Origin of the sequence: Silvimonas sp. (assembly GCF_031291215.1) — a bacterium.
Lineage (GTDB): Bacteria > Pseudomonadota > Gammaproteobacteria > Burkholderiales > Chitinibacteraceae > Silvimonas > Silvimonas soli.
Map to the genome: position 1 here is coordinate 225,937 of NZ_JARLJK010000122.1, position 22,531 is coordinate 248,467.

Consider the following 22,531-nt stretch of genomic DNA (forward strand, 5'->3'; position numbering starts at 1 on the left):
GTGCGAGCCAACGGCGAGCGAGCCAGGAACGGTGTTCCGGCTTGGCCGACAACAAAAAAGGCAGCTTAAGGGCTGCCTTTTTTGTTTATGCGGATTTCAGAGATGCGGCACTGACTGGCGTCAGTCAGGCCGATGGCGGATTGGTTTCTCTCCCGGAATGGTAAAGCGGGTCGGCATTCAGCCACAGCCGCGAAACAAACCACGCCAGCGCGCAGGCCACCATGAGCGGCGCGACCACTTCGTAATCCCGCGTCATTTCAAAGATCATCACAATCGCCATTAACGGCGCTTGCGTGGCCGCGGCCAGAAATGCTCCCATGCCCAATACCGCATAAACGGTGGGGCCAGCTGTGCTATGCGGGAACAGAGTGTGGACGAGGGTGCCAAACAACAAGCCAGTGGCGGCGCCTACAAACAGCGTCGGGGTAAACACACCGCCGACAGCACCGGAACCGATACTCGCTGAAGTCGACAACACTTTGCAGGCCAGCAGCAACAACACCATTTGCCATGCCCAGGCGCCGTGCAGCATGGCACTGACCACGCTATAACCGTTGCCCCACACCTCTGGCCGCCACAAAGACAATACACCCACCAGTAAACCGCCAATCGCCAGCGTAATGGGCAGCGGGAGTTGGAGGTGGGCGAATCCTGCTTTGGCGAGATTGAGTGTTTTCAGGAACGCCGGTGCCAGCATTCCGCAGAGCAGGCCCAGTACAACGTAGCCGGGTAGTTCCCAGCTTGAGACAAAACCCAGCGGCGGGATTTCAAAAATGGGGGCGCTGTTCCATAGGTGATGAAACAACTGGCTGCCCACCACCGCAGCAATCAGTAGCGGTCCCAGACTCGGCATCGCGATGGACCCCAACACGATCTCGGCCACAAACAGTGCGCCAGCCAGGGGCGCGTTATAGGCGCAGGCCATGCCCGACGCCGCGCCGCACGCCACCAGCAAGCGGCGCTCGCCAGTCGGCATGCGGGTGATTTGCCCTAGCCATGAGCCACCCAGCGCGGCCAGTTGCACCATCGATCCTTCCCGCCCCAATGAGCCACCGGAAACAATGCTGAATAACGACGACAAGCTACGCACCAGGCTGCCGCGCGCGCTGACGTTGCCGCTGCCTACGGTAACGGCTTCCATATAGTCCACACGGGCGCGTCGCTGGGCGTCGCTGAGCAAAAATTGCAACACCAGTCCGGCCAGCAAGCCACCTATCGTGGGTAGCGCCACCCGTTGCCACAAACCCAGATTTCTGGCGGTATCAACCAGGCCCCAACCCGTGTGACCGTTGATAACACCCAGACCCAGCGTAATGGCTTCGCGGAACAACAACGTGGCCAGCGCACCGCCGATACCGGCTAGCGCGGACCACAGCAGCAACAGCAAAACATGGCGAAAAGGAATGGGCATGAGAAATGATCGCAGACGGTTTTGCACGACAGGCAATTGTGCTCGCTACAATACAGGGCAAATCAGTGATGGTCATGTCTGGTTCATGCGGGTTTCAGGAGAATTACGGTGCGGGTTTTGCTGGTAGAAGACGATGCAATGATCGGGGAGGCCGTGCAACAGGGACTCAAATCTCTGGGCATGACTGTGGATTGGGCGCGCGATGGCAGCGAAGGCGAAACCGCGCTCAGTTGTGGCGAGCATGAACTGGTATTGCTGGACCTCTCACTGCCGCGCAAGTCTGGGCTAGCCTTGCTGCAAGGCATGCGCCGACGCAACGATGGCCGACCGGTACTGATCCTCACCGCGCGCGATACGGTGGAAAACCGCATTGAGGGACTGGATGCAGGGGCCGACGACTACGTAGTCAAACCGTTTGACCTGAATGAGCTAGCCGCCCGCATCCGGGCCGTGTTGCGTCGTCATGCCGGGCGGGTTGATCCGGTGCTTGATCTGGGCGCGCTACGCATCAACCCGGCAACGCGTGAAGTGGTGTTGAGCGGCCAGCCGGTGACGCTGTCGGCGCGCGAATACGCCTTGCTGGCGGCGTTGGCTGAGCGCCCCGGCGTGCCGCTGTCGCGTACGCAACTGGAAGAGCGGCTGTATGGCTGGGGCGAAGAGATCGGCTCCAATACGGTTGAGGTGTATATCCATGCGTTGCGCCGCAAGCTCGGGCCAGAGTGGATCAAAAATCTGCGCGGCGTGGGTTATTTTGTGCCCAAGGCCAACGCATGATTTCCATTCGTAAACAACTGGTTGCCTCATTGTTGGCCGTGCTGTGTGGTGCGATTGCGCTAGGCGCGGGCATTACTTTTTATCGCGCCCGCGAAGAAGCCAACGCGCTGTTTGATTACCAGTTGCGCCAGATGGCGTTGGCGCTGCGCGATCAGAACTTCATCGGTGCTTTACCGCGCCCCTCCAACGAGCGCGGTGATTTTGATTTTGTGATTCAGGTCTGGAACGACCGCGGCATGCGGATCTATATGTCGCATCCGCATCGCGTTCTGCCAGATCAGGCCCAGTTGGGTTTTTCTAACGTGGAAACCAAAGAAGGGACGTGGCGGGCGTTTTCGATCCCATTGGTTGGCGAAGTCGTCCAAGTCGCCCAGCCGTTACGTATTCGCAATCAATTGGCATTGATGGCCGCCGTGCGAACGGTGATGCCGTTTCTGGCCATGCTGCCTTTGCTGGCGGTGATCGGCTGGCTGGCGGTGGGGCGTGGCTTGAAGCCACTGGACGATCTGGCAGGTGCGGTTGCTGCGCGCACGCCGGCCACGCTGGACCCCATTGCCGTGAACAAGGTGCCGGTTGAAGCTGGCGTGCTGGTCAATGCCATCAACACGTTGATGGGGCGCCTCGACCAGGCGATGAATGCGCAACGCACCTTTACCGCCGACGCTGCGCACGAACTGCGCACGCCGCTGACCGCCTTGCAACTGCAGTTACAGTTGCTGGAGCGTGCGGACAACGCGGCGGAACGCACAGTGGCGCTCAATGCGCTGCAATCGGGGCTGGACCGAGCAGTGCATGTATTGCAGCAACTACTGACGCTGGCCCGGGCGGAGCCGGACAATCCTTCGCAAACGTCGGTGACGATCGATTTGACAGAGGTGGCCGGAGAGGTGCTGGCAGATCACCTGACGCTGGCCGAAGCCAATAATCTGGATATCGGGCTGGCTCCTGGCACGGCACAGCCACAAATCGTGGGTGATCGGGAATCAGTGCGAATTCTGTTTGCCAATCTGATCGGCAATGCCATCCGCTATACGCCGCAGGGCGGTCAAGTTGATGTGGCAACCGGACTGAACGAGCAGGGCCAGCCGTTTTTTCGGGTCAGCGATAGCGGACCGGGCATTCCGGTGGACGAGCGCGAGCGCGTGTTTGACCGGTTTTACCGGCGGCCAGGGACTTCGGCAGCGGGCAGTGGCTTGGGGCTGGCCATTGTAAAAGCCGTGGCAGCTCGCCAGTCTGCCAAGGTCAGTCTGGGCGACTCGGCCTTGGGTGGGCTGGCAGTTGAGGTGATTTTCACAAACGCAGCCAAAGCTGTTTAGCTCGTCGTTCTGTTTAAGTGCCGTTTAAGGTCAGGCGTTTAATCTCCATTGCAACGGTCCACCAAGATGACTGCAAAGGAGTAACAAACCATGAAGACGACACGAACCTGGAAGACAACGGCCCTCGCCCTCGGGCTGGCTGGGGTGCTTGGATTCTCCGTGGCCAAAATCAACGGCCATTTGCTGCCTGAAGCATTTGCCGGTAATACCCCGCCCGCAACGACACAAGCCGTTGCCGGGCTGGCTTCACCTCAGGCTGCTTTACCTAATTTCAGCGATATCGTTGCCCGCTATGGCCCCGCAGTGGTGAACGTGAGCGTAACCGGTCAGGTCAAGACTGCTACACGCCAAGGCCAGGGTGCACCGGGGCTTGATCCAGACGATCCGTTTTACGAATTCTTCCGCCGCTTTGGCATTCAGCCACCGCAAGATGGGGAAGGTGGGCAAGGGCAGCCGCTGCACGCCTTGGGTTCCGGCTTCATTATCAGCCCGGACGGCCTTATTTTGACCAACGCGCACGTGGTAGCAGATGCCAGCGAAGTCACCGTCAAACTGACGGACAAGCGTGAGTTCACTGCCAAGGTACTGGGCGCGGATAAAGCGACCGATGTCGCCGTACTCAAGATCAAGGCGGACAACCTGCCAACCCTGAAGCTGGGCGACCCGGCGGCATCGCGCGTGGGGGATTGGGTGCTGGCGATTGGCTCGCCGTTCGGCTTTGAGAACTCGGTGACTGCCGGGATTATTTCCGCCAAGTCCCGCTCGCTGCCGGATGAAGGCTATACCCCGTTTATCCAGACCGATGCGCCGATCAATCCAGGTAACTCTGGCGGCCCGCTGTTCAATTTGAATGGCGAAGTCATCGGTATCAATTCGCAAATTTACTCGCGCAGCGGCGGTTTTCAGGGCCTGTCGTTCTCCATCCCGATTGATATTGCCCGCAATGTTTCGCAGCAGATTGTGGCGCACGGCAAGGTCACGCGTGGTCGTCTGGGTATCACCATTCAGGATGTGAATCAGGCTTTGGCCCAGTCGTTTGGTCTGAAGACACCGACTGGTGCGTTGGTCAGTGGTGTTGAGCCGGATAGTCCGGGCGCCAAGGCTGGCCTGAAAGCGGGCGATATCGTGCTCAAACTCAACGGCAAAACGGTGGAAAGCTCCAGCGAATTGCCGCCAGCCGTTGCCAGCCTCGCACCCGGCGCCGACGCGCGTTTGCAGGTCTGGCGTAATGGCAAGACAGTTGATGTCGACGCCAAAATTGGCGAGGCTAAAGACAGCAAGGTTGCTGCCGCTAACCCTACTCAGGATCACGGGCGCCTGGGCTTGGCCGTGCGACCCCTGTCGCCGGATGAAAAACAGGAATCCGGGATTGCTGGCGGTCTGGTGGTGGAACAAGCTGGCGGCCCGGCCGCTCGCGCTGGCATTGAACCTGGTGATGTCTTGCTGGCAATCAATGGCACCAATGTGACCAGTGCCGAGCAATTGAAAGTCTTGGTGGCCAAGGCGGGGGATCATGTGGCGCTGCTGGTCCAGCGCGGTGACGCCAAGATTTTTGTACCGATTAATCTGGGCTAAGTAGCTGGTTTTTAGCCCGTTTTAAAGTGTTTGCAAGTGTCGGCAGACCTCGCAAATAACTGTTTTAACTGCAGTAACCAAGTACCTGTATGAAGTTGTGACTCTCCCTGATAAAGCTCGGGGGCGATTCTTGCGGATTCGCCCCCATTTTTTTTGCCCGTTTCAAGCAGGCTGTGTGGTTATCTGGCTGGTCATGGTTGGTACATATATTCTCGCGTGAAGGGCAAAGTATTGAGGCCCGGTCCGCCTGCTTTCACCGCCAGAATCTGGTTGAGCGAAATCCAGTCGTGGGTAAAGCCGTATGCACACCCGGCCAGATACACGCGCCAGATCCGGTATTTTTGTTCACCAGCCATGATCCGGACTTTCTCTCCCGCCTCTTCAAAGCGCTCTGCCCAATGCCGCAGGGTCAATGCGTAATGGCGACGCAGGTTTTCCACGTCTACAACCTCCAAGCCAGCGATACTCATTTCACGCAAGGCCAGACTGATGTGGGGGAGTTCGCCATCGGGAAAGACATAGCGGTCAATAAAGTCGCCGCCGCCAAAAGGGGAGTTGAACGAGTTGGTATCCGTGCTGGTGATGCCGTGGTTCATGACCACGCCGCCATCGACCAGCAATTTGTGGATCTGCCGGAAATACCCTTCCAGATTACGCAAGCCAACATGTTCAAACATGCCGACGCTGCTGATCCGGTCAAACTGACCGGTCACGTCGCGGTAATCCTGTAGCCGCACCTCGCAACGATCACTCAGCCCTTCACGTGCGATGCGTTCTTTGGCGTACTCATACTGATTGCTGGAGAGGGTTACGCCTACGGCGCGAGCACCGTAATGTCTCACCGCCCGAACAATCAGCGCACCCCAGCCACAACCAATATCCAGCAGGCGCTGGCCGGGCTGGATATTGAGTTTTCTGAGAATGTGATCAATTTTCTGTTCTTGCGCCGCATCCAGGGTGTCGGTTTCCGAGCGGAAATAACCGCACGAATACACCATTTGTTTATCCAGAAAGGCGCTATAAAACTCGTTTGAAACATCGTAGTGATAGCTGATGGCATCTTTGTCGGAATCCTTGGAGTGACGGCCACGTCGAGACGCGCTGCGTGAGGCCGGGCCTTCGGCCGCAGCCAGCTGCGTTGCAATATCCACCACATCCAGCACGTGCCCTTGCAGGTCAATATCACCTTCCACATAGGCCTGCCCCAGGCTGTCCAGCGTAGGATGCAACACGTGTCGCAAACTGCCTGCGGTATTGGCGATGATGGTTACCTTGGGCTCCGGGTGCAGATCAAAGTGTTTACCGTTCCAGAGCTGCAAGCGCAAAGGAATGCCATGACTACGCATACGTTCAAGAAATTCATCAAAAAGATTGTTCCAGGGCATGTTCACCTCAGTTCAAGGTTACGGGCGGGGTACCAACAAACTTTCTGGACTGCTTGTTTTTAAATTAGAACATTGAGCGCAAATGACAAAAAACTGATTTGAAAGAATACAGTTTCCGGTGCAATGAAATATCGGGCAGCTGTTGCGAATCCGGCATAGGTCCTGGTTTTTGCGGCCAGGCGGGATACAATGTGCCGATCAATATTTTCAGGGTGTGTCATGACCCAAGATTACAGGTCGCTGCGCCCATTGCTGCTGATGGCGCTACTCACCTTGGCCGGGTGTGGCTCTGCCCCGCGCACTTCGGCTCCGCCCCCCACCGCCAGCCGCCCGATTGACCGCTCGGTCAGTACCATTCAAGTCGCCTCAGAAAACCGCCAGGAAGTGGTGCTCTACGCCCTGAGTTTGCTCGATGTGAACTATCAATTTGGTGGTGCTAATCCGGAAGCCGGTCTTGATTGCAGTGGCCTGGTGTATTTCATTTACAAAAATGCGCTCGGCGTCACTTTGCCGCATAACGCAGCCGAAATGGCGAGGCTGTCTCGGCCGGTGGATCGCCAGGCTCTGCAAGCGGGCGATCTGGTGTTCTTCAATACGCTGGGCAAGCCGTATTCACATGTCGGTGTTTATATTGGCGATGGCAAATTTGTGCACGCGCCATCCAGCAAAGGGCATATCAAGGTTGAATCGCTGAGCTCGCCATGGTTTGCAGCGCGGTTTGAGGGCGGGCGCTCGCTGATTGCCACCAACTGATATCTGCTAGCGGTGGATCTGGCGCTGCTTTCTCGCGCATAGCAAAAAGGGCACGCCAGATGGGGTGCCCTTTATTGTTTGTTCCTGGTTTCGGCTCGAACCAGCCGCTAAATCAAGCCTTGCCGCGGGTAAATGGCCCGGTCCGCCCGGTAAGCTGGCCGGAGCCCGAATACAACTGGGTGCCTTCGCCGCGCTCGTGCGCCAGTTCAGCAACAAAACCATCCACCAATTGCCGACGGGTATCAATCAACTGACCGTTGCTTTTGTTGATGGCAGAAGCCTGACGCGCTTGTTCGCGTAATGTTTCCCAAGCACCTGCGCCTTGCGGCAAGTGCGCGGCCAGCCACTGGCGGATATCGGCTTCCCGGCTGGCGATACCATTGGCATTGAACCATTCTTCGACGGCACCGGTGGCTTGTTCGGTTTTGCCGGCACTTTGCTGCTTGGCGGAGATCAAGGTGGCCAGATCGTCAATCCGGTTGCTGACCAGGCAATCCTGTTCTTGCTGCAACAACTGCAGCAACTCGGCCAGTGCGGCCGAAGCTTTTTCAATCAGCTCAAGTACGGATTCAGGTTGCACCACAGAGGCAGTCGCTACAAAGAAGGGTGAAGAGGGCTCTGTGCCACCAGTGAACGGGCACAGTTGGCAACGCGGCGGTTATTGCTTTATTGCTGCAGCAAATCTTGTACGCTGGAGATCAGCTTGTCGGCAATCCGGTCGCTGCTCACGGTAAAGCGACCTTCGCTGATCGCTTGGCGCAAAGAAGCCACGCGTTCGCTATCGAACACGCTGTTATCGCCGCCGGTTTGATCTGCTTGCCCCAATTGCGCCGCAGCCGGGTTCAGGGTTACGTTTTCCTGAGCGGTACTGGTCGCTTGTGCCGAGGCTGACTGGGTCGCGGGTGCAGGCGTCCGACTCGCGTCGGTACGTGCGGGCGATTGCAGTGAAACCTTGCTAGATTGGTCTATTTTCATGTTTACCTTTCCCGCCCACCGGCACGGCGGGCTGCGCATTAACGTTTATTATGCCAATTATCGGCTGTGCGCGTAGGAACTTTAGGATTGATTTTCATTGCCAGCCACAACCGGGCAGGGCGACGTGCGCAAACGATCGCAACTGATGATAAACAAGCACGTCATTGCACTGGTGAAGAATGGCTCACGTGTCGCAACGAACCGACAAAAGGTCATCAGTGCTTTGATACAAACTGCAGACCGGGTTAGTCGCATCAGAGCCAATACCTTACAGATTAAGGCTTGTAGCCTGATCACGGATTTACGGGTCACCAGGCCGGTTGCTGTTCCGTCGTGCCATGCTTGGGGGAGGCAGAACGTTGCTGTATAGTTGCGTGATTTTTGGGTTCCACCCCATACGAAACAGGTCGCTGACGCCGCTGCGCAGGCCGAAAATACGGTGGAACACAACGCAATCTGACGCAATACCCAAGCCCTGGCGGCTTCTCAGGGAAACAAAAACAGCATGAAGACCACTTTTCTGGATTTTGAACAACCGATCGCCGAACTCGAAAACAAAATCGAGGAACTGCGTTTTGTGCAGGATGATTCGGCCGTAGATATCTCCGTGGAAATTGGCCACCTGGAAAAGAAAAGCCAGGAACTGACCAAGAGTATCTATAGCAAGATCACCTCGGCACAGATCGGGCAGGTGGCACGCCACCCGCAACGTCCGTACACCCTTGATTACGTCAAGGCGCTATTTACTGATTTTGAAGAACTGCACGGTGATCGCCACTATGCAGACGATGCAGCCATTGTTGGCGGCGTAGGCCGTTTTAACGGTCAAAGCGTCGTGGTCATTGGCCATCAGAAAGGCCGTGATACCAAAGACCGGCAATACCGCAACTTTGGCATGCCGCGTCCGGAAGGCTACCGCAAGGCTTTGCGCCTGATGAAGCTGGCTGAAAAATTCAACCTGCCGATCATGACCTTTGTGGATACGCCGGGTGCGTATCCGGGCATTGGCGCAGAAGAGCGCGGCCAGTCCGAGGCCATTGGCCGCAATCTGTTCGAGATGACCAAACTGCGCGTGCCGATTATCTGCACGGTGATCGGTGAGGGTGGCTCGGGCGGCGCGTTGGCGATTGCGGTTGCTGATACGGTCATGATGCTGCAGTACTCCACGTACTCGGTGATCTCGCCAGAAGGCTGCGCCTCCATTCTGTGGAAGACCGCTGAAAAGGCGGCTGATGCAGCCGAAGCCATGGGCATTACCTCCGCTCGCCTGAAAACGCTGGGTTTGATCGACAAGATCATCACCGAGCCAGTTGGTGGCGCGCATCGCAACTATCAGCAAATGATGGTGACGATGAAAAAAACGCTGTCCGACGCACTCAAGGCGCTGCAAGACAAATCAACTGACGAACTTCTGGCAACCCGGTTCGAACGGTTGATGGCTTATGGCAAGTACAAGGAAATTGACCTCTCCTGATGCGGCGCTGATCAGCCGGGTGTCCGCCCGGCTGGCGCCGTATTGTTCCTCTGCACAACCCACCACCATTTGTGTCGGCCTTTCTGGCGGGCTCGATTCGGTGGTGTTGCTGCATCTGGCGGCTCAATGCCGCACCTCGGTTGATTTCAGTCTGTCCGCGGTGCACGTGCATCATGGCTTGTCGCCCAACGCAGATGCGTGGGCGCAATTTGCCGTGGAATTTGCGCAATCGCTGGCAGTGCCTTGTCGGGTTGAGCATGTCACGCTGACGCAACGGCGCAGCCACGGCGCAGAAGCCGCTGCCCGTAATGCTCGCTACGCCGCTTTTGCGCAAGAGCCCGCGTCTGTGTTTCTCACGGCGCATCATCTGGGTGATCAAGCAGAAACCGTGCTGTTAAACCTGTTGCGCGGCAGCGGTTTGGCCGGTTTGGCCGCCATGCCGCTAGCAAGGCCATTTGGCCAGAACAGCACTTTGCTGCGGCCCTTGCTGGACGTCCCTCGCGCGCAGTTGCTGGACTACGCTCGCCAGCATGAGCTGACTTGGGTGGAAGACGAAAGCAATCAGCAGACCGATTTCGACCGCAATTTCTTGCGGCACAAGGTCATCCCGCCCGCGCAAGAAGCCTTTCCGGCCATGGCGCAAAGCATTTACCGCAGTGCCCGGCATATAGCTGAAGCGCAGGCATTGCTTGATGAAGTCGCCGCCAACGATTTGCCGCTGTGCGTGCAAGGCGATGCTTTTGCACTGGATACGCCGTTATCGCCATTGCGCCTCAAGCACGCCCTGCGGCATTGGCTGGGAAGTCATGATCTGGTGCTGGATACCCGCGCCTTTGACGAACTCTGGCGGACCAGTTGCAATGCATCTGCCGATAGCCAGCCGGCGTTGGTATGGCGTAAACAAGCCGTGCGGCGCTATCGCAATCGGCTGTTTATTACCGCCGCGCAAATTGAGCCGGGTGAAGTGCAACAACTGGCTTGGGAAAACGGTGCCACCGTGCAGCCAGCAGGTTGGGCCGGAGAGCTGCATTGGCAGTCAGTCGCAGAAAACGGCATTGGCGAGGGGCATTTACGCGCAGGATTTGAATTGCGACCCTGGCGCGGTGCGGTAACGATCCGTTTGCGGGCTGATGGGCCGGCGCAGCAACTCAAGACACTGGCGCAAAGTCTGGGTATTCCGCCGTGGCAACGTGCCGCTACGCCGCTGGTTTATCTGAAGGACCAACTCGTTGCCTGGCCTGGCGTCGGAGTAGACTCCACCTTCAAGCAAACCGAAGGTGAAACTGGTTGGCTGCCGCTATGGCAAAGCGGTTCCGGTACGCAAGTCTGAATCAGGCGGCAGTTTTAGCCGGGTGATCGGCCAGCCACGCCGATTCATTATCCGCGTACAAACGCGAACGCGTCAGAAAGCGTAGTCCGCTTGGTCGCTCCAGCGAAAACATCCCGCCATTGCCGGGAATGGCATCAATGATCAGCTGTGTGTGCTCCCAATATTCATACTGTGAGCTGCTCATATAGAACGGCACGCCGCCAATCTCCCCCAGCAACACGTCTGACGAACCGACCATGAATTCTTCTCGCGGAAAACACATCGGCGCGCTGCCATCGCAGCAGCCACCGGATTGGTGAAACAGCAAGTCACCGTGCTGCTGCTTTAGCTGGGCGATAAGCGCGAGCGCGGCGGGCGTGGCGGTCACCCGTTCAACAGTTTGTTCCATAATTATCCTTTGCCTGCAAAACGGTGGCGGGTGGATTCGCTTCATAAAACCGGAACAAATCCACCCCACGTTTGCTGCGTGCAAACTCGTGCTCAGAAGAAACCCAACGCTTTGTCCGAATAGCTCACCAGCAGATTCTTGGTTTGCTGATAGTGATCGAGCATCATCTTGTGGTTTTCGCGGCCGACGCCGGATTGCTTGTAGCCGCCAAAGGCCGCGTGCGCCGGGTAGGCGTGATAGCAGTTGGTCCACACGCGCCCGGCCTGGATTTCGCGGCCAAAGCGATACGCCCGCGTGCCATCACGGGTCCATACGCCCGCACCCAGGCCGTAGAGCGTGTCATTGGCAATTTCCAGTGCCTCGGCTTCATTCTTGAACGTGGTCACAGACACCACCGGCCCGAAGATTTCCTCCTGGAAAATCCTCATCTTGTTGTGGCCAGCAAAGATGGTGGGCTTGATGTAATAGCCTTTGGATAGCTCGCCATCAAAGCGGGCGGGCTCGCCACCGGTTAGACACTTGGCGCCTTCTTGTTTGCCCAAGTCCAGATACGACAGAATCTTCTCGAACTGCTCTTGCGAGGCTTGCGCGCCAATCATGGTGCCGCCATCCAGCGGGTGGCCCTGACGAATCGCCTCAACCCGTTTTACTGCGCGTTCCATAAAGCGCTCGTAGATCGACTCTTGCACCAGCGCGCGGGAAGGGCAGGTGCAGACTTCACCTTGGTTCAGCGCAAACATGGCAAAGCCTTCCAGCGCTTTGTCAAAGAACGAGTCATCGGCGCTCAGGACATCTTCAAAGAAAATATTGGGGCTCTTGCCGCCCAGTTCGAGCGTGACCGGAATCAGGTTCTGGCTGGCGTACTGCATGATCAAACGGCCGGTGGTGGTTTCACCGGTAAAGGCGATTTTGGCGATGCGCTTGCTGGTGGCCAGTGGCTTGCCCGCTTCCAGCCCAAAACCGTTAACAATATTGAGTACGCCCGGTGGCAGCAGATCGCCAATCAACTCGGCCAGCACCAGAATCGACGCCGGCGTTTGCTCGGCGGGTTTAAGCACCACGCAATTGCCTGCGGCCAGCGCGGGTGCCAGTTTCCATACCGCCATCAGGATCGGGAAATTCCACGGAATGATCTGCCCGACTACGCCCAGCGGTTCGTGAAAGTGGTAGGCAACCGTATCGTGATCGATTTCCGAAATCCCGCCTTCTTGTGCCCGTACTGCGCCGGCAAAGTAGCGGAAATGGTCAACGGCCAACGGCATATCAGCCGCGCGGGTTTCGCGGATGGGCTTGCCGTTGTCGATGGTTTCGGCCACGGCCAGCATTTCCAGATTGGCCTCCATGCGGTCGGCAATCTTGTTGAGGATATTGGCACGCTCGGCGGGCGAGGTGCGGCCCCAAGCGGTTTTGGCGGCATGAGCAGCGTCCAGCGCCAGATCGATATCGGCTTGTTGCGAACGCGGAATACGACAGAACGGCTCGCCGGTAATGGGGGATACGTTGTCAAAATAATCGCCAGCCACGGGCTGTACCCACTTGCCGCCGATGTAATTGCCATATTCTTTCTTGTACGGAAACGGCAGATTCAGAAACTTCATCTCAGCGTGATTCATTTGACCTGTTCTCCTCAGTGCATTGAATGGGCAGTGTTGCAGCTGTGCCAGCGGGTACTGGCTGTACACACAGGTGCAAACGCTGTGCCAATGCGCTAATTCGACTTAATTTATTTACAACGTATTGATTTTAAAATAAATAATATGAAAGTGTGATTGCCGGAAAATGCGTTTTTGCGCCATTTTGCAACAGGTGCTACATTGATCACTGAACAGATAAAACACTTATTTTTCAGATAATTAGGTGCACCGCAGCAATTTGTGCGGCCAAGGAGGCACCAGTGTCCCACTCTGCAACTAACCCTTTTGGCGGGGGCGATAATCTGGTTTATACGTCCTTGCTCGACCCCGAGCGACTGCAGTCCGCGCATGAGCGATCCCGCCGTTACGGCCTGTCTGAGCGCACCCGTCCGGACTACGCGATTCTCTCGCCAGCCGCTCTGGCCGAGCAGGTCGGCCAGCATCGCCAGTTCTATCAGCATGCGGTGCCGCTGGTGGAAACGCTCTATCAGCAAATCGCCAATACCCACAGCATGATCGTGCTGACCGATGCCAGTGGTTTGGTGCTGCATTCGCTGGGCGATGATGATTTTCTGGCGCGGGCGGAAAAAGTCGCGCTGCAGCCCGGCGCGTTATGGACGGAAGCCAATCAAGGCACCAACGCCATTGGCACCGCGCTTACCGAACGCCGGGCCGCCACCGTGCATGGCGATCAGCATTTTCTGAAAGCCAACCAGTTTCTGACGTGTTCCAGCGTGCCCATTCTTGATCCGCAAGGTGGCTTGAGCGGCGTCATTGACGTGACCGGCGATTACCGTGGTTATCACCGCCACACCACGGCGCTGGTGCGCATGTCGGCGCAGACGCTGGAAAACCAGTTGCTGCGCGATGCCTTTGCCGACGCGCTGTATCTGAGTTTTCATAGCCGCCGCGAATTTGTCGGCACCTTGATGGAAGGCATCGCCGCGTTCTCGCTGGATGGGCATTTGCTGGCCGCCAATGGCAGCGCCCGTTTCCAGTTGGGTATCGAGGATGAACTGGCTGGTCGACCGTTTGCGGCGCTGTTTGATATGCCGCTGGGTGAGGTGTTGTCGCGTTGTCATCGCACGGGTGATGGCTGGATCGAGTTATGCCTGCATAACGGCGTCAAGGTTGAAGCGCGCGCCGTGCTCAGAACCGCCAGCCTGGTTACCCCACGCGCATTGCCACGATTGTCGCATCTGCATTACCTGGATACGGGCGACGCCCAGGTGGCGCGGGTCATCGAACGGGTCGGCAAAGTGCTGGGGCGCGATGTACCGATTCTGATTACCGGCGAGACCGGTACCGGCAAAGAGCTACTGGCTCAGGCGATGCATCGCGATTCGCCCCGATCCGACAAAGCCTTCGTGGCGGTTAATTGCGCTTCTATTCCAGAAACGCTGATCGAATCCGAACTGTTTGGTTATGTTGACGGCGCTTTTACCGGCGCACGGCGCAAAGGCAGCAGCGGCAAGATTTTGCAGGCTAGCGCAGGTACGCTGTTCCTGGACGAAATCGGCGATATGCCGCTGGCGTTGCAAGCGCGCTTGCTGCGAGTACTGCAACAACGCGAAATCACGCCACTAGGTAGCGATCAGGCCATTCCGGTGGATATCGCGCTGGTCTGCGCCACGCACCGTGATTTACCGGCGATGGTGGAATGCGGCGAGTTTCGTGCGGATCTGTACTACCGCATTCAAGGCCTGACCGTACGATTGCCGCCAGTGCGTGAGCGGAGCGATCTACCGGCGGTGATTCGCAAGATGCTCAATACCGAAAGCGCTGGCGGCATACGTTATCGGCTGTCGGCACAGGTCATGGCGATGTGTCTGGGCTATCACTGGCCGGGTAACTTCCGGCAATTGTTCAATCTGCTGCATACCGCGTGCGTATTGGCGGGAGATGAGGCCGAAATTGGCTTGGCGCATTTGCCGGATGATTTCATCGAAGCGACCAGTCGTGGTGTTGAACCGAATGGGCCGCAGCAAGAAGGGCGGTTGGCGGCGGTGACACAGTCGGCGATTCACGCGGCGTTAAGTGAGCATGGCGGGAATGTGTCGGCTGCAGCGCGGGCTTTGGGGGTGTCGAGGAATACGATTTATCGCAAGCAGCGGGGGTGAAATGGTGTGACTTCAAAGGCTTGTGGGGTAAGTGCCTTCGGCACGAGGTTTAAAGGCATTTGATACCCGGGGGTGCCCGGGAGCACGTTTCTTTTCTTTGCGTCGCCAAAGAAAAGAAACCAAAAGAAAGGCGACCCCGCTGCCGCAAGGGGGCCCAAGGTCAAAGGCACAAGCAAACCGTCTGTTGGCCAGCCTCGTTGGGTGGATTCAGGGCGAAGTATCGTAGCCCGGATTTCCGTGAAGTTTATACCGAGAAATGGTCTCCATCCGGGCTACGATTTGCAGGTCGGATAGCCAGACATAAAAAAGCCGCTGATCTCAGCGGCTTTTTTAGTTAAATCTCTGAAGTTGCGTATTGCTCAGGCTACCAACTTCTCCAGCACTCGCCGATAAACGCCCGATAACAATGGCAAATGCGCCACTGCCACGCATTCGTTCAGTATCGTAGTATCGTAGCCCGGATGAAGCGCTAGCGAGAATCCGGGGTCGCAATACTTCAACAAGCCGCAGACCTTGGCGTTCAGTATCGTAGCCCGGATTCCCGTGAAGTTTATGCCGAGAAATGGCCTTTATCCGGCCTTCGATTTGCAGGTCAGATAGCCAGACATAAAAAAGCCGCTGATCTCAGCGGCTTTTTTAGTTAAATCTCTGAATTTGCGTATTACTCAAGCCACCAGCTTTTCCAGCACTCGCCGATAAACGCCCGACAACAATGGCAAATGCGCCACTGCCACGCATTCGTTCAGCTTGTGGATGGTGGCGTTCAATGGCCCAAATTCCACCACTTGCGGGCAGTATTTGGCGATGAAGCGGCCATCCGAAGTGCCGCCGGTGGTCGAGAGTTCTGGCGTTATGCCGGTCTCTTCCCGAATGGCGGCCTGAATGCTGCTCACCAGTTCGCCCTGGCCGGTCAGGTACGGCTCGCCGCTCAATGACCAGTTCAATTCGTACTCCACGCCGTGCTTGTCCAGAATGCCTTCCAGCTTGGCTTTGAGGGTGTCGGCGGTGTTCTCGGTCGAGAAGCGGAAGTTGAACAATACTTCGACGGTGCCGGGGATGACGTTGGTCGCCCCGGTGCCGCTGTGCATGTTCGAAACCTGCCAGGTGGTCGGCGGGAAGTATTCGTTCCCCTTATCCCACTCGGTAATCGTCAACTCGGCCAGCGCTGGCGCCAGCATGTGAATTGGATTGTTGGCCAGATGCGGGTAGGCAATATGGCCCTGTACGCCTTGCACGATCAAATGCCCGGAGAGCGAACCACGACGGCCATTTTTGATCATGTCGCCAAACTGTTGCGAGCTGGTGGGTTCGCCCACAATGCAGTAATCAATGGCCTCACCGCGCGCGGCGAGGGTTTCGATGACTTTGACCGTGCCGTCTTTGGCCGGGCCTTCTTCATCGGATGTGATGAGATAGGCAATAGAGCCCTTGTGATCGGGATGATCTTTCAGAAACGCTTCGGTCGCAGTAATAAATGCGGCCAGCGAGGCTTTCATGTCGGCTGCACCGCGGCCGAACAAATGACCGTCGCGGATTTCCGGGGCGAACGGGTCGGAATGCCAGCGATCCACCGGGCCAGTCGGGACTACATCGGTATGCCCGGCAAACACCAGCACTGGGCCGCTGCTGCCTTTGCGTGCCCACAGGTTGTCGACTTCGCCAAAACGCAGGTGCTCAATGTGAAACCCGAGCTCGGCCAGGCGCCGCGCCATGATGGTCTGGCAGTCAGCGTCATCAGGGGTAACGGAGGCCCGGCGCATCAGCGCTTCGGTCAGCTCCAGGGTGGGATCGCTCATATTGGTGTTTTTCTCGTCAATAACAGGTGGGGCGGGTTGAGTGAGTGGCTCAGGAGCCATCAAACAACGCGGCGTACAACTCGGGTTTATAGCTCACGGTGATCTGGCCATTGCGCTCAAGTACTGGCCGCTTGATGACAGACGGTTGCGCCAGCATCACGGCAATGGCGGATTGGGCATCGACAACGCTGGCTTTGGTCGCTTCATCCAGTTTGCGCCAGGTTGTACCTTGGCGATTCACCAGTGGTTCCCAGCCTGTGTGGGTAATCCAGTCTTGCAGCAGTTCTGCGCTGACGCCTTGTTTCTTGTAATCGTGCCATTCGTAGGTGTGACCTTGTTCGTCCAGCCAGGTGCGGGCTTTTTTGACGGTGTCACAATTGGGAATACCATAGAGTTTCATGGGTTGTTCTCTCAAAATCCGGTCAGGCGCAACGCAGCAAAAAGGGCCGCTTTTTGCGGCCCCGTATTATGCGACTGCAAGCGGATCAGTGCAGCGAAATATTGAAATTGAGATCAGTCGCCGGCGTGCTGCTGGTGCTGTTGTTTTGCGCAGCAGATTGCTGATCCTGTTCTTCCGCCGATTGCGCGTTGTTGACCATCCAGGACAGGTTGGTAGCCGAATCGGCATTGCGCAGGGCCTCATCCAGTTCGATCTCGCCCGCGCGATACAAGCGGTAGAGCGATTGCTCGAAGGTCTGCGAACCTTCGGCCAGGCTTTGTTCCATGGCTTCTTTGATGTCGGCCAGGTGTCCGTCGCGGATCAACTCAGAGATGCGCGCTGTGTTCAGCAAAATTTCCACAGCCGGAATCAACTTGCCTTGCTTGTTGCGTACCAGTCGCTGCGAAATGATCGCCTTCAGCGCGGTGGACATATCGTACAGCAAGCTTTCACGCGCTTCTTGCGGGAAGAAGTTCACCAGCCGTGCCAGCGAGTGATAACTGTTGTTCGCATGCAATGTGCTGATACACAAGTGGCCGGCTTGGGCGTATTGCATGGCGTAGGTGACCGTTTCGCGGTCACGCATTTCGCCAATCATCAGCACATCCGGTGCTTCGCGCATGGCGTTCTTGAGTGCGTCGCCGTAGCTGTGGGTATCAACACCGATCTCGCGCTGGTTGACCAGGCTTTTCTTGTGGCTGAACAGATACTCAACCGGGTCTTCCATGGTGAGAATGTGACCGGGGTGGTTCTGGTTGCGGTGTTCCAGCATGGCCGAAACGGTGGATGACTTGCCGCTGCCGGTTGCGCCCACCACCAGAATGATGCCGCGCTTTTCCATGATCAGCTCTTTGAACATCCCTGGCATGCGCAGTTCTTCCAGCGTGGCGGCGTTGGGCTTGATAAAGCGCACCACCATGGCCACGCTGCCACGACTTTTGAACACGTTGATCCGGAAGTTGCCGATGTCTTCAACTGCCAGACCAAAGTTCAGTTCCAGGTCTTGCTCAAAGCGGGCAATGCGTTGCGGGTTGAGGATCTGGTAGACCAGTTGTTTGACGTGGTCAGCGCCAAGAACCTGATTGTTGACCGGATAACAGACGCCCTGGATCTTGATCGTGATCGGCGCATTGGCCGACAAAAACAGATCCGACGCCTGGCGCTCGGCCATCAGCTTGAAAAATGGCATCAGGTTCATGGCAATTCCCCTCAAATCCCGTTAACGGGACGTATTAACTAGCTTTGGCCCTCACGCAGCTCCCTTCGCAAAATCTTGCCCACGTTGGACTTGGGCAATTGATCGCGAAACTCGACTTTGCGGGGTACTTTGTAATTGGTCAGCTGCTCACGGCAGTACGCAATCAGCGTGGCTTCCGTCAGGGCCGGGTCTTTTTTGACCACAAAAATCTTTACCGCTTCACCGGATTTATCGTCCGGCACACCGATACACGCGACTTCCAGTACACCAGGATGTTTGGCGACGACGTCTTCCACCTCGTTGGGGTAAACGTTGAAGCCAGAAACCAGCACCATGTCTTTCTTGCGATCAGCGATCCGGAAAAAGCCGGTCGGCGACATGATGGCGACATCGCCCGTACCCAGGAAACCGTCGGCGCCCAGTACTTTGTCGGTTTCGTCTTTACGCTGCCAGTAGCCCTTCATCACCTGCGGGCCTTTGATAAACAGCTCGCCGGGTTCGCCGGGTGCCAGCACCTGGCCGCTATCGCTGCGAATTTGCGCATCGGTAGACGGAATCGGCAGCCCAATCATGCCATTGTATTCGCGCAACGTCATCGGGTTGATCATGGCGGCAGGGGAGGTCTCGGTCAGGCCATAAGCCTCTACTAGCGTGACGCCAGTGACTTTTTTCCACTTGTCGGCGACGGACTGCTGCACTGCCATGCCGCCACCCAGCGTCAGACGCCAGGTGGAGAAATCCAGCTTCAGAAAGTCCGGGTTGTTCACCAACGCGCCAAACAGCGTATTCACGCCGGTAATGGCGGTGACCGGATATTTCGACAGTTCTTTCACAAACCCCGGAATATCGCGCGGATTGGTGATCAACAAGTTGGTGGCGCCCAGCTTGGTAAAGATCATGCCGTTCGCGGTGAGTGAAAAGATATGGTATAGCGGCAACGCCGTCACAATCAGTTCATGGCCGTCTTGCACAATCTGGTTAATCCAGGCCGAAGCCTGCTGCATGTTGGCGACGATATTGCCGTGAGTCAGCATGGCGCCTTTGGCCACGCCAGTGGTGCCGCCGGTGTATTGCAGGAAAGCCAGATCGTCGTGCGTCAGGCGCACCGGGCTGAAATGCAGATTGCGGCCTTTTTTGACCACATCATTGAAATGGGTGGCGCCAGGCAAGTTGAACGACGGCACCATCTTTTTGACGTATTTGACGACACTGTTGATCAGCAGGCGCTTCGGGAAATCGAGCATGTCGGCAATTTCGGTCAGGATGACATGCTTGACCTTGGTCTGCGCAATGGCTTTTTCCAGCGTATGGGCAAAGTTGGCGACAATCACAATCGCCTCTGCGCCGGAGTCTTTCAGCTGATGTTCGAGTTCGCGGGGCGTGTACAACGGGTTGACGTTTACCACCACCAGTCCGGCTTTGAGAATGCCGAATAGCGCCACCGGATATTGCAGCAAATTGGGCATCATGATGGCCACGCGAGTGCCGCGTGCCAGCTTCAGATCTTGTTGCAGATACGCTGCAAATGCGGTCGTTTGCTCATCAAGCTCATGGTAGGTGATCGCTTTGCCCATATTGATGAAGGCATCCCGGTCGGCAAACTTGACCAGTGTTTGTGCAATCACATCCGGAATCGACGAGAACTCGTTCATGTCGATTTCGTGGGGCACACCGGCGGGATAACTGGTAAACCAGGGGCGATCCATGCTGTCTTCTCCATGTCGGGGACCGGGTGGTTCCCATATTTTGGCGTAACTCTAGTGGCGGATTGCATCGACAACAAGCCGATCATCCGTTGGCGTCTTCATGTTTATGCCAGAGTTTCGCCAAAGTCTTGTTTCTGATAGAATCGGGTTTATCCCCTGGTGAGGCGTTTGATCCAATTGCGGATCAGGCCCACACGCATGAGGGAGTGCTTGAGAATGGGCGCTGTTGTAGCAGCCCATTTTTTGTTTGCGAAAAGGATTTTGCGTTTTTATGGCAGTGAGTCTGCAAAGCGTTCTTGAATTGACCGTTCCGGGGCTCGGTTACGAGCTGGTGGACGTCGAATTGGCCAATAACGGGCTGGTTCGTATTTTCATCGACAAACAGGGCGGCATTACCGTGGAAGATTGTGCCACGGTGAGCAGCCATCTTCAGCGTTTGTTCGAAGTGGAAAACATTGGCTACGAGCGGCTGGAAGTCTCGTCGCCCGGTTTGGATCGCGCGCTGAAAACGCCCGCTGATTTCGAACGCTTTGCCGGCGAAATGGTGCGCGCAAAACTGCGCTTGCCATTGCCGGATAAACGCAAGCGTCTTCTGGGCAAGCTGGTCGGCTTTGAAGACGGTCACGTCATAATCGACGTGGATGGCGAGCGCGTCAGCCTTGAAATGGCGCAGATCGATAAAGTGCGTCTGGAACCGCAGTTCTGATTCCAGATTGTGAATTCAATACCGACAAATAGAGCTGGCCGGGCTTTGCCGGGGGAAATTAAACAATGAGCCGTGAAATTCTGTTGCTGGTCGACGCACTGGCGCGTGAAAAGAATGTTGAAAAAGATGTCGTGTTTACCGCGCTGGAACTGGCGCTGGCCTCGGCAACAAAAAAACGTTACGACGATGAAGTAGATGTCCGTGTCGCGATTGATCGCGATACCGGTGACTATCGCAGCTTCCGTGTCTGGACCGTGGTAGAAGACAATGACCACGAAGAACCGTCCCGTCAGATCGCCATCACCGATGCGCCTGACTACGACAAAGATTTGAAACTGGGCGAAACCTGGGAAGAAGAACTCGAGCCAATCGAATTCGGCCGTATTGGTGCGCAAACCGCCAAGCAAGTGATTCTGCAAAAGATTCGCGATGCTGAGCGTGAGCAAAACCTGAACGACTTCCTGCAACGCCGCGAACATGTGGTGAATGGCACGATCAAGCGTATTGAGCGCGGTAACGCCATCATTGAACTGGGCAAGCTCGAAGCTGTGCTGCCACGCGACCAGATGATCCCCAAGGAAAACCTGCGCGTAGGTGACCGAGTACGTGCATTCCTGGTGCGTATTGATCGTCTGGGCCGTGGTCCGCAACTGGTGCTGAGCCGGATTGCACCTGAGTTCATGCTCAAGCTGTTCGAAATGGAAGTGCCGGAAATCGAGAACGGCCTGATCGAACTGAAGGGCGTGGCACGTGATCCTGGCATGCGCGCCAAGCTGGCTGTGAAGTCCAACGATCAGCGTGTTGATCCGCAAGGTACTTGTATCGGTGTGCGCGGTACCCGCGTGAACGCCGTGACCAACGAACTGGCCGGTGAACGTGTTGATATCGTGCTGTGGTCGGCTGATCCGGCACAGTTTGTTATCGGTGCCCTGAGCCCGGCTGATGTCAGCTCAATCGTCGTGGATGAAGAAAGCCACGCGATGGATGTCATCGTGGACGAAGACAATCTGGCCATGGCAATTGGCCGTGGCGGCCAGAACGTGAAGCTTGCATCCGAGCTGACCGGCTGGAAATTGAACATCATGACGGTGAATCAGGCTCAAGAGAAAAACGAAGTCGAGTTCACCAAAGTGCGCGAACTCTTCGTCAAGGCGCTGGACGTCGACGAAGATGTTGCAGATGTGTTGGTCCAGGAAGGCTTCAACACCCTGGAAGAAGTGGCCTACGTGCCGCTGAATGAAATGCTCGAGATCGAGGCCTTCGACGAAGACACCGTGAACGAGTTGCGTGCCCGTGCTCGCGATGCGCTGCTTACGCAAGCTATCGTGGATGAAGAAAAGCTCGAGCACCAAACTGAAGACTTGAAGAGTCTGGATGGAATGACGGCCGAACTGGTCGCCAAACTGGCGGAACATGAGATCCATACGCGAGACGATCTGGCAGAACTGGCCGTCGACGAACTGGTGGAATTGACCGGTGTCGGTGAAGACGATGCCAAACAGCTGATTATGAAGGCCCGCGAGCATTGGTTCGCATAAGGCGGGGGGAATT

19 protein-coding genes are annotated in these 22,531 nt (G+C 56.7%); 9 read left to right on the top strand and 10 right to left on the bottom strand.

Annotation, left to right across the window (positions count from 1 at the left end; translation table 11 throughout):
* Window positions 1-124: 124 nt before the first annotated feature.
* Entirely contained in the window at window positions 125-1,411 is a 1,287-nt protein-coding gene (locus P4L78_RS13785; RefSeq protein WP_283149790.1) for a ClcB-like voltage-gated chloride channel protein, read from the bottom strand.
* 108 nt (window positions 1,412-1,519) lie between these two features.
* Between P4L78_RS13785 and P4L78_RS13790 the strand changes: the two genes are divergently transcribed.
* The 3 genes from P4L78_RS13790 to P4L78_RS13800 all read left to right on the top strand — a co-directional run bounded on the left by P4L78_RS13790 (window position 1,520) and on the right by P4L78_RS13800 (window position 5,076).
* On the top strand, window positions 1,520-2,185 hold the full coding sequence (locus P4L78_RS13790; protein ID WP_283149789.1) for a response regulator: 666 nt from the start codon (window positions 1,520-1,522) through the stop codon (window positions 2,183-2,185).
* The gene (locus tag P4L78_RS13795; RefSeq protein ID WP_309328525.1) at window positions 2,182-3,501 is read left to right on the top strand and encodes an ATP-binding protein; all 1,320 of its coding nucleotides are present in this window, start codon (window positions 2,182-2,184) and stop codon (window positions 3,499-3,501) included. Before P4L78_RS13790 ends, P4L78_RS13795 begins: the two co-directional genes overlap by 4 nt.
* 90 nt (window positions 3,502-3,591) lie before the next feature.
* Entirely contained in the window at window positions 3,592-5,076 is a 1,485-nt protein-coding gene (locus P4L78_RS13800) for a DegQ family serine endoprotease (protein ID WP_283149787.1), read from the top strand.
* Window positions 5,077-5,267: 191 nt separating this feature from the next.
* On the opposite strand, the gene P4L78_RS13805 is transcribed toward P4L78_RS13800, so the two are convergent.
* Window positions 5,268-6,461, bottom strand: coding sequence for a cyclopropane-fatty-acyl-phospholipid synthase family protein (locus tag P4L78_RS13805; RefSeq protein WP_283149786.1), 1,194 nt, complete (start codon window positions 6,459-6,461; stop codon window positions 5,268-5,270).
* Window positions 6,462-6,680: 219 nt separating this feature from the next.
* Between P4L78_RS13805 and P4L78_RS13810 the strand changes: the two genes are divergently transcribed.
* Window positions 6,681-7,214, top strand: a complete 534-nt coding sequence (locus P4L78_RS13810) for a C40 family peptidase (protein ID WP_283149785.1) — start codon at window positions 6,681-6,683, stop codon at window positions 7,212-7,214.
* 112 nt (window positions 7,215-7,326) lie between these two features.
* Here P4L78_RS13810 and flgN read toward each other — a convergent pair whose 3' ends face one another.
* A complete protein-coding gene (gene flgN, locus P4L78_RS13815) occupies window positions 7,327-7,797 on the bottom strand; it encodes a flagellar export chaperone FlgN (RefSeq protein WP_283149784.1) in 471 nt (156 codons plus the stop codon).
* Between the two features lie 83 nt (window positions 7,798-7,880).
* Window positions 7,881-8,189, bottom strand: a complete 309-nt coding sequence (gene flgM, locus P4L78_RS13820; RefSeq protein ID WP_283149783.1) for a flagellar biosynthesis anti-sigma factor FlgM — start codon at window positions 8,187-8,189, stop codon at window positions 7,881-7,883.
* Between the two features lie 505 nt (window positions 8,190-8,694).
* On the opposite strand from flgM, the gene P4L78_RS13825 reads away from it, so the two are divergent.
* Window positions 8,695-9,663 carry an acetyl-CoA carboxylase carboxyltransferase subunit alpha gene (locus tag P4L78_RS13825; RefSeq protein ID WP_283149782.1) on the top strand — a complete coding sequence of 323 codons (969 nt, stop codon included), beginning with the start codon at window positions 8,695-8,697 and terminating at the stop codon, window positions 9,661-9,663.
* Entirely contained in the window at window positions 9,650-10,993 is a 1,344-nt protein-coding gene (tilS, locus tag P4L78_RS13830) for a tRNA lysidine(34) synthetase TilS (RefSeq protein ID WP_309328526.1), read from the top strand. The genes P4L78_RS13825 and tilS overlap by 14 nt, the downstream gene beginning before the upstream one ends.
* A gap of 1 nt (window position 10,994) precedes the next feature.
* Here the strand turns inward: tilS and P4L78_RS13835 are convergent, their stop codons facing one another.
* The gene (locus P4L78_RS13835; RefSeq protein ID WP_309328527.1) at window positions 10,995-11,381 is read right to left on the bottom strand and encodes a DUF779 domain-containing protein; all 387 of its coding nucleotides are present in this window, start codon (window positions 11,379-11,381) and stop codon (window positions 10,995-10,997) included.
* Window positions 11,382-11,473: 92 nt separating this feature from the next.
* Window positions 11,474-12,994, bottom strand: a complete 1,521-nt coding sequence (gene adh / locus P4L78_RS13840) for an aldehyde dehydrogenase (RefSeq protein ID WP_309328528.1) — start codon at window positions 12,992-12,994, stop codon at window positions 11,474-11,476.
* Window positions 12,995-13,275: 281 nt separating this feature from the next.
* Between adh and P4L78_RS13845 the strand changes: the two genes are divergently transcribed.
* Window positions 13,276-15,135: a sigma-54-dependent Fis family transcriptional regulator gene (locus P4L78_RS13845; protein ID WP_283149778.1), complete on the top strand. Its 1,860-nt coding sequence runs from the start codon at window positions 13,276-13,278 to the stop codon at window positions 15,133-15,135.
* Window positions 15,136-15,800: 665 nt separating this feature from the next.
* On the opposite strand, the gene dapE is transcribed toward P4L78_RS13845, so the two are convergent.
* The 4 genes from dapE to fadD form a co-directional block, all read right to left on the bottom strand.
* Window positions 15,801-16,931 (bottom strand): succinyl-diaminopimelate desuccinylase, encoded by a 1,131-nt coding sequence (gene dapE / locus P4L78_RS13850; protein WP_283149777.1) that lies wholly within the window; start codon window positions 16,929-16,931, stop codon window positions 15,801-15,803.
* A gap of 49 nt (window positions 16,932-16,980) precedes the next feature.
* Window positions 16,981-17,331, bottom strand: coding sequence for an ArsC family reductase (locus P4L78_RS13855; protein ID WP_283149776.1), 351 nt, complete (start codon window positions 17,329-17,331; stop codon window positions 16,981-16,983).
* An 85-nt stretch (window positions 17,332-17,416) separates the two neighbouring features.
* On the bottom strand, window positions 17,417-18,568 hold the full coding sequence (locus tag P4L78_RS13860) for a PilT/PilU family type 4a pilus ATPase (protein WP_283149775.1): 1,152 nt from the start codon (window positions 18,566-18,568) through the stop codon (window positions 17,417-17,419).
* 38 nt (window positions 18,569-18,606) lie between these two features.
* Window positions 18,607-20,274, bottom strand: coding sequence for a long-chain-fatty-acid--CoA ligase FadD (fadD, locus tag P4L78_RS13865; protein WP_283149774.1), 1,668 nt, complete (start codon window positions 20,272-20,274; stop codon window positions 18,607-18,609).
* A gap of 277 nt (window positions 20,275-20,551) precedes the next feature.
* Here fadD and rimP point away from each other — a divergent pair, with 277 nt between their 5' ends.
* Together rimP and nusA are read left to right on the top strand one after the other, a co-directional pair.
* Window positions 20,552-20,980, top strand: a complete 429-nt coding sequence (gene rimP / locus P4L78_RS13870; RefSeq protein WP_283151389.1) for a ribosome maturation factor RimP — start codon at window positions 20,552-20,554, stop codon at window positions 20,978-20,980.
* Between the two features lie 65 nt (window positions 20,981-21,045).
* Window positions 21,046-22,518: a transcription termination factor NusA gene (nusA, locus tag P4L78_RS13875; RefSeq protein WP_283149773.1), complete on the top strand. Its 1,473-nt coding sequence runs from the start codon at window positions 21,046-21,048 to the stop codon at window positions 22,516-22,518.
* The last annotated feature ends 13 nt before the right edge of the window (window positions 22,519-22,531 follow it).

What these genes read in the sequence shown, in the direction of transcription:
- P4L78_RS13785 (WP_283149790.1), bottom strand. Translation starts at nt 1,411, where the DNA reads ATGCCCATTCCTTTTCGCCATGTTTTGCTGTTGCTGCTGTGGTCCGCG.
- P4L78_RS13795 (WP_309328525.1), top strand. Translation starts at nt 2,182, where the DNA reads ATGATTTCCATTCGTAAACAACTGGTTGCCTCATTGTTGGCCGTGCTG.
- P4L78_RS13800 (WP_283149787.1), top strand. Translation starts at nt 3,592, where the DNA reads ATGAAGACGACACGAACCTGGAAGACAACGGCCCTCGCCCTCGGGCTG.
- P4L78_RS13805 (WP_283149786.1), bottom strand. Translation starts at nt 6,461, where the DNA reads ATGCCCTGGAACAATCTTTTTGATGAATTTCTTGAACGTATGCGTAGT.
- P4L78_RS13810 (WP_283149785.1), top strand. Translation starts at nt 6,681, where the DNA reads ATGACCCAAGATTACAGGTCGCTGCGCCCATTGCTGCTGATGGCGCTA.
- flgM (WP_283149783.1), bottom strand. Translation starts at nt 8,189, where the DNA reads ATGAAAATAGACCAATCTAGCAAGGTTTCACTGCAATCGCCCGCACGT.
- P4L78_RS13825 (WP_283149782.1), top strand. Translation starts at nt 8,695, where the DNA reads ATGAAGACCACTTTTCTGGATTTTGAACAACCGATCGCCGAACTCGAA.
- P4L78_RS13835 (WP_309328527.1), bottom strand. Translation starts at nt 11,381, where the DNA reads ATGGAACAAACTGTTGAACGGGTGACCGCCACGCCCGCCGCGCTCGCG.
- adh (WP_309328528.1), bottom strand. Translation starts at nt 12,994, where the DNA reads ATGAATCACGCTGAGATGAAGTTTCTGAATCTGCCGTTTCCGTACAAG.
- dapE (WP_283149777.1), bottom strand. Translation starts at nt 16,931, where the DNA reads ATGAGCGATCCCACCCTGGAGCTGACCGAAGCGCTGATGCGCCGGGCC.
- P4L78_RS13855 (WP_283149776.1), bottom strand. Translation starts at nt 17,331, where the DNA reads ATGAAACTCTATGGTATTCCCAATTGTGACACCGTCAAAAAAGCCCGC.
- P4L78_RS13860 (WP_283149775.1), bottom strand. Translation starts at nt 18,568, where the DNA reads ATGAACCTGATGCCATTTTTCAAGCTGATGGCCGAGCGCCAGGCGTCG.
- fadD (WP_283149774.1), bottom strand. Translation starts at nt 20,274, where the DNA reads ATGGATCGCCCCTGGTTTACCAGTTATCCCGCCGGTGTGCCCCACGAA.
- nusA (WP_283149773.1), top strand. Translation starts at nt 21,046, where the DNA reads ATGAGCCGTGAAATTCTGTTGCTGGTCGACGCACTGGCGCGTGAAAAG.